Raw genomic sequence first — 6411 nt, 5'->3', positions numbered from 1 at the left:
GAAAACCCCCCCCCCCCCCCCGGGGGGGGGGGGTGGGGGGGGGGGGGACGCACCGCGTGGCTTCCCGAGAATCCTCGCCTTGCATCCCCCTCACCCCGGCCCTCTCCCCGGGGGGGAGAGGGGGATTTTCCGCTCCATAGGAAAACCAAGGATCCCCCATGAATCAGGCCGACGTGCTGGAGGTGCTGCGCAGCGGCATCTGGACGACCCTGCTGATCGCCGCCCCGCCGCTGCTCGTCGCGGTGGTGGTCGGCGTGTCGATCTCACTGGTGCAGGCGTTGACCCAGGTGCAGGAGATGACGCTCACCTTCGTGCCGAAGATCGTCGCGATCCTGGTGGTGACGGTGCTGGCGCTGCCCTTCATGTACGGCGCGCTCACCACCTACGCCGACCGGCTGAGCGACCTGATCGTCGCCATCGACTGACGGCGCCGGCGGATGCGGTCCCCCCTGTTGCGAGCGGCCGTGCTCCCCCTTCTCGGGCTGCTCGTGAGCCCGGCCGGCGGTGCGGCGGCGCCGCCGGCCAACCTCTCGCAGATCGGGGTGTGGAGCACCGCCCTCTACGCGCCGCCCAAACAGCCCGCCCCCCAAGCGCCGGCAAAGGCCCTGCCGCCGGAAGCGCAATGCATCGCCGCCATCCTCGATGCGGAGAAGGCGGCGGGCATCGCCGACCATCTGCTGCTGGCGATGGGCTTCACCGAGTCCGGCCGGCGGACGGAGGACCGGCTGTTCACCGCTTGGCCCTGGACGGTCAACACCGAGGGGCGCTCCCATTACTTCCCGACGCGCGACGCGGCGATATCCTTCGTGCGCGAGACCCAGGCGCGCGGCGTGCAGTCCATCGACGTCGGCTGCCTGCAAGTGAATCTGCGCTGGCACCCCGACGCCTTTCCCGACCTCGTCACCGCCTTCGATCCGGTCGCCAATGCCCGCTATGCCGCGTCCTTCCTGTCGGCGCTGCGGCGCGACCACGGCTCGCTGGAAACCGCCATCGCCCGCTACCACTCCGCCCAGTCCGAGCGCGGCGAGGCCTATCGCCAGCGGGTGACCGGCAATCTGCGCTGGGTCGCCGGGGCGCTCGGCTATCTGGAGACGCTGGCCGCCGGCCCCGGCGGCTCCGCCCAGGTCTGGACCGCCGCGGAGCGCGGGCGCTTGAGCTTCCTGTCCGGCCTGTTCGCCGATGGCCCGGCCCGCCCGCTGCTGCCGGCCGGGCAGAACTGAAACCGGGTCACTGCGGGAAATGCTCGACATGGCATTCCGCGGTCCGGCCGTAATAGACCACCCGCCGGCCGGAGAAGGACACCATGTAGCCGGCGCATCCGGCCGCCTTCACCGCCTCGCAGAAGCCGCGATAGCTGTAGCCCGGCGCGTTGGTCTGCGCCGCGCGCACCGCCGCCTCGACCCCGTCCGCCCGGAAGGTCGCGGCGACCGGTGTCGGCGTCGCGATGGCCGGCAACTCCACGCTGTCGCCGTCCGGCAGGTAATAGGTGCTGGTCCCGCGGCGGTAATCGACGGCATAGCCCTCGAACCCGGCGTCGATCAGCACGGCGACGATGGACGGGAAGTTCATCGTGCCGTCATGCGACGCGGCGAGGCAGGTCTGGGCAATCGTCTTCTGCTGCGCGTACATCGGCGCTTCTCCTTCATCAGGGTCGGTGGGGGAGAGGGGATCAGCCGGTTGGGCTGCTTTTCAGCCCATGCGCCGCGGCGATCTTCCTCAAAATCCGGTCGAGCTGCGCGCGTTCCTCCGCCGTCAGGCAGGCGAAGGCCGCCTCGTCGTTCTCGTCCGCCAAGCGGGCCAGATCCGGCACCAGCAGGCGTCCCGCGTCCGACAGCGCCAGCACATGGGCGCGGCCGTCGGCCGGGTCGTCGTCGCGGGTGACCAGGGCCTTGGCGACCAGCCGGTCGGCCAGCTTGCTGATGGCGCCGCGGGTCATGCCCATCCGTCCGGCGAGCCGGTTGGGGGCCAGAGGACCGGCGTCCTGCAACTCCCTCATCATGACCCACTCGGCCACCGTCACGTCCTTGCCCTCCAGCCGGCGGGCGAAGGCGAAGGACACATGGTTGGACACCATGCGCATCCAGTAGCCGAGATGGTCGGTCAGCCGGAAACCCCCGCCGCTGGCGTTCATGGAAGGCCGCTCCGTTTGTTGACTAGGAAACTACCGCGCAGTTTGTTTCCTAGTCAACCACTTTCCCGTTCCGACCCCGCATCGGGCCCCGCCCTTAAATCCCGGTTTTACCGCACCCCCCTATCGTTGCCGGAACGCCTCCTTTCAAACAAACCCGCCCCTTCACAAACCCATCAGGACCCCCATGACCCTCACGGATCACGTCCGCAGCCGGTTCGGCCTGATCGGCGACATCGGGCTGGCGAACCGCGACGTGCTGTTCGCGGTCGGCATCCTGCTGGTGCTGGCGGTGCTGTTCCTGCCGGTGCCGTCCTGGTTCCTCGATCTCGGGCTGGCGCTGTCCTTCTCGGTCGCCGTGCTGGTGCTGATGGTGTCCTTGTGGATCCCGCGCCCGCTGGATTTCTCCTCCTTCCCCACGGTCCTTCTGGTGGTGACCATGCTGCGGCTGGCGCTGAACATCGCGTCCACCCGCCTGATCCTCAGCGAGGGGCACAACGGCCACGCCGCCGCCGGCCACGTCATCCAGGGCTTCAGCCAGTTCGTGATGGGCGGCAACTTCGTCATCGGCGTGGTGATCTTCTGCATCCTGGTGGTGATCAATTTCGTCGTCATCACCAAGGGCGCCACCCGCATCGCCGAGGTCGGCGCCCGCTTCACGCTGGACGCCATTCCCGGCAAGCAGATGGCCATCGACGCCGATCTCTCCGCCGGCATGATCGACGAGGCCGAGGCACGGCGCCGCCGCAAGGAGCTGGAGGACGAGAGCACCTTCTACGGTGCCATGGACGGTGCCTCGAAATTCGTGCGCGGCGACGCGGTGGCCGGGCTGGTCATCACCGTCATCAACGTTCTCGGTGGCATGGCCATCGGCATCGCCCAGAAGGGGATGAGCTTCGACCATGCCGCCTCCATCTACACCACCCTGACGGTGGGTGACGGGCTGGCGACGCAGATCCCGGCGCTGGTGGTGTCGCTGGCCGCCGGCCTGCTGGTGACCAAGGGCGGCAATGTCGGCTCGGCGGAAAAGGCGGTGATCGACCAGCTCGGCGCCTATCCGAAGGCGCTGCTGGTGGCGTCGGGCCTGCTGGTGTCGCTGGCGATCACGCCCGGCCTGCCGATGGCGCCCTTCCTCGCCATCGGCGCCGCCTTCGCCCTGCTCGGCTGGTACGCGCCGCGCCGCAAGGCCCGCGCCGCCGCACTCGCCAAGCTGGAGGAAAGCCGCAAGGCGCCCCCCGCCGTCCCGGAGGAGGCGGTCGAGGACATGCTGAAGGTCGACGAGGTCAAGGTGGAGGTCGGCAACCACCTCGTCCCGCTGATCCTCAACAAGAACGGCCCACTGACCACCAAGGTCAAGACCCTGCGCAAGCGCTTCGCCACCGAGTTCGGCTTCGTCCTGCCGTCGGTGCGCATCAAGGATTCCAGCTTCCTGGCGCCCAAGAGCTACGTCATCAGCATCATGGGGGTGGAGGCGGCGAAGGGCGAGGTGCGGCCGAAGCACCTGCTCGCCATCGATCCGACCGGCGGCGCGGTGCCCGACATCGCCGGCGACGCGACGCGCGAGCCGACCTTCGGCCTGCAAGCCAAATGGATCGACCCGGCCCGCCATGAGGAGGCGGTGGCGAAGGGCTACACCGTCGTCGATCCGGAAAGCGTCATCACCACCCACCTGACCGAGGTCATCAAGGACAACCTCTCCACCCTGCTGACCTTCGCCGCCTTGCAAAAGCTGATCGACGGGCTGGGCCGCGAGTACCAGAAGCTGATCAACGACATGGTGCCGAGCCAGATCTCGCTGGTCGTGCTCCAGCGCGTGCTGCAACAGCTGTTGTCGGAACGGGTGTCGATCCGCAACCTGCCGGCCATCGTCGAGGCGGTGGCCGAGGCGGTCGGCTGGACCCGCCACATCACCCTGATCACCGAACATGTGCGGATGCGGCTGGGCCAGCAGATCCACCAGGGGCTGGCCGGACCCGACGGATTCGTCTCGGTGATCGCGCTCAGCCCGCGCTGGGAGCAGGCGCTGCTCGACAACATCGTGGTGGAGGGCGACGACCGCCGCTTCGTCATGCCGCCCAGCCAGGTGCAGGAGTTCCTGACCGCGGTGCGGCTGAAGATCCAGAAGCACGCCACCTCGCAAATCTGGCCCGCCCTGCTGGTGGGGGCGGAGGCGCGGCCCTTCGTGCGGTCGTTGCTGGAGCGGGTCAGCCCGATGACCCCGGTGCTGAGCCATGCCGAGCTGCACCGCAAGGCGGCGCTCAAGACCGTCGATCAGGTCTAGGCCGATGGATGGCCCCATGGACAGCCTCAGCCAGTTTCTCACCCTGGAGATCTACCGCGGCCTGCTGGTGCTGGTGCGGGTTGCGGCGGCCATCGGGCTGCTGCCGGGTTTCGGCGAGGCGGCGGTGCCGATGCGGGTGCGGGCGGCGCTGGCGGTCATCGTCACGCTGGTGCTGCTGCCGGGGGTGGAGGGCTTGCCCGACCGCATGCCGGACCAGCCGGTGGAGATGCTGCGGGCGCTGGCCGGCGAAACGCTGGTCGGCGCCTATCTCGGCCTCGGCGCCCGGCTGTTCATGGCCGCCCTCCAGACCGCCGGCGCGGTGGCGGCCCAGGTGGTGGGGCTGAGCAACCCCTTCTCGATGGCGGCGGCGGGGTTCGAGGGCGGGTCGGTGCTGTCCGGCGTGCTGCTGATCGGCGGGCTGGCGCTGCTGTTCGCATCCGACGTGCATTACCTGATGATCGGCGCGCTGGCCCGCTCCTACGGCTCCTGGCCGGCGGGGCTGTTCCCCGACCTCGGCATGGTCGCCCAGCGTTTCGCCGAGCTGCTGGCGACCACCTTCCGTCTGGGGGTGGGGCTGGCGGCGCCCTTCATCCTCTATGGGCTGGTGGTCAATCTGGCGCTGGGGCTGGTCAACCGGGTGATGCCGGCGATGCCGGTCTATTTCGTCGCGACGCCCGGCGTCCTGATGATCGGCATGGGCCTGTTCATGGCGACCGCTGGGGCGATGCTGACCGCCTTCGTCGCCGCACTCGGCGGCTGGTTGTCGGGCTCGTAGCGCATGGCGGAGCAGGACGACGAGCAGAAGACCGAGGAACCGACGGAGAAACGCCTGCGCGAGGCGGCGGAGAAGGGCGACGTCCCCCGCGCCCGCGATGTCGGGCTGCTGTCGGCGATGGTCGCCGCCTGGATGATCGTGCTGATGGCGGTGCCGGGCGTGGCGTCGAGCCTGTCGGCCCTGCTGCTGCCGCTGATCGAGAACCCGGACGACATCCGCATCGACGGCAGCGCCGTCGACGTCATCCACAGCCTGCGCTGGCTGATCGGCGGCACTGCCGTCGCCCTGCTGCCGGTGCTGGGCATCCTGCTGGCCGGGGTGGCGGTGTCGGCGCTGGGGCAGGGGCCCTTCGTGGTGGCGTCCGACCGCATCCGGCCGAAATGGTCGCACCTGTCGCCGGCCTCCGGCTGGAAACGGATCGCCGGCCGGCCGGCGCTGGTCGAATTCGCCAAGAGCCTGGTCAAGCTCGCCATCATCAGCGCCGCCGCCTGGCACGCGCTGGCGCCCTACATCGCATGGACGGAGGATACTGTGGGCATGGACGTCGCCGGATTGCCCACCCTGCTGCGGGACGTGACCTTGCGGCTGCTGCTGGCGGTCCTGCTGGCGACCGTCCTGATGGCGGCGGTGGACGTGCTGTGGAACCGCCTGGAGTGGCGCCGCCGCCTGCGCATGAGCCATCAGGAGATCAAGGACGAGTTCAAGCAGATCGAGGGCGACCCCAACGCCAAGGCCCGGCTGCGCGACATCCGCCGGTCGCGCTCGAAGAAGCGGATGATGGCGAACGTCCCGCGCGCCACGGTGGTGATCACCAACCCCACCCATTTCGCCGTGGCGCTGGAGTACGAGCGCGGCCGCACCGCCGCCCCGATCTGCCTCGCCAAGGGCGCCGACCTGATCGCGCTGCGCATCCGCGCCCTGGCCCAGGAGCACAACATCCCCATCGTCGAGAACCCGCCGCTGGCCCGCGCCCTCCACGCCTCGGCCGAGGTGGATGCGACGATCCCGCTCCAGCACTATCAGGCGGTGGCGGAGGTCATCACCTATGTGCTGAAGCTGAAGGGCGGTCTGGCGCGGCGGGGGTGAGTGTCGCGCCAGCCGGACCATAGGCCGGCAAACAGCCGCCAATTGTTTCAAACAACAAATCTCTAACCTTCCAAGGCACCACGCTATCGGCTTGCTAACGCGCGAATATCTGGCGCTACCTCGCAATTGTCACAAATTCGA

The 6411-nt window shown here is 69.1% G+C and carries 7 protein-coding genes; 5 read left to right on the top strand and 2 right to left on the bottom strand.

All coding sequences use genetic code 11. The features are described 5' to 3' along the window. The first annotated feature begins 158 nt into the window (after positions 1-158). Positions 159-425, top strand: a complete 267-nt coding sequence (gene fliQ, locus TSH64_RS24620) for a flagellar biosynthesis protein FliQ (RefSeq protein WP_109449060.1) — start codon at positions 159-161, stop codon at positions 423-425. Between the two features lie 39 nt (positions 426-464). Continuing rightward, positions 465-1220, top strand: coding sequence for a lytic transglycosylase domain-containing protein (locus TSH64_RS24615; RefSeq protein ID WP_247873129.1), 756 nt, complete (start codon positions 465-467; stop codon positions 1218-1220). A gap of 7 nt (positions 1221-1227) precedes the next feature. Here TSH64_RS24615 and TSH64_RS24610 read toward each other — a convergent pair whose 3' ends face one another. Beyond that, entirely contained in the window at positions 1228-1629 is a 402-nt protein-coding gene (locus tag TSH64_RS24610) for a DUF1398 family protein (protein WP_109449056.1), read from the bottom strand. 40 nt (positions 1630-1669) lie between these two features. Beyond that, positions 1670-2131: a MarR family transcriptional regulator gene (locus TSH64_RS24605; protein ID WP_199237658.1), complete on the bottom strand. Its 462-nt coding sequence runs from the start codon at positions 2129-2131 to the stop codon at positions 1670-1672. A gap of 184 nt (positions 2132-2315) precedes the next feature. Here TSH64_RS24605 and flhA point away from each other — a divergent pair, with 184 nt between their 5' ends. Genes flhA through flhB form a run of 3 tightly spaced genes read left to right on the top strand, consistent with a single transcriptional unit; the run spans position 2316 to position 6270 of the window. Continuing rightward, a complete protein-coding gene (gene flhA, locus TSH64_RS24600; protein ID WP_109449054.1) occupies positions 2316-4409 on the top strand; it encodes a flagellar biosynthesis protein FlhA in 2094 nt (697 codons plus the stop codon). Between the two features lie 16 nt (positions 4410-4425). Further along, complete coding sequence (locus TSH64_RS24595) at positions 4426-5184, top strand: flagellar biosynthetic protein FliR (RefSeq protein ID WP_199237657.1); 759 nt, start codon at positions 4426-4428, stop codon at positions 5182-5184. A 3-nt stretch (positions 5185-5187) separates the two neighbouring features. Next, positions 5188-6270 carry a flagellar biosynthesis protein FlhB gene (flhB, locus tag TSH64_RS24590; RefSeq protein WP_109449050.1) on the top strand — a complete coding sequence of 361 codons (1083 nt, stop codon included), beginning with the start codon at positions 5188-5190 and terminating at the stop codon, positions 6268-6270. Positions 6271-6411: the final 141 nt, after the last annotated feature.

The organism is Azospirillum sp. TSH64 (genome assembly GCF_003116035.1).
GTDB lineage: Bacteria > Pseudomonadota > Alphaproteobacteria > Azospirillales > Azospirillaceae > Azospirillum.
Note: the sequence above shows the minus strand (reverse complement) of the source record. Positions and strands in the feature narration are given on the sequence as shown.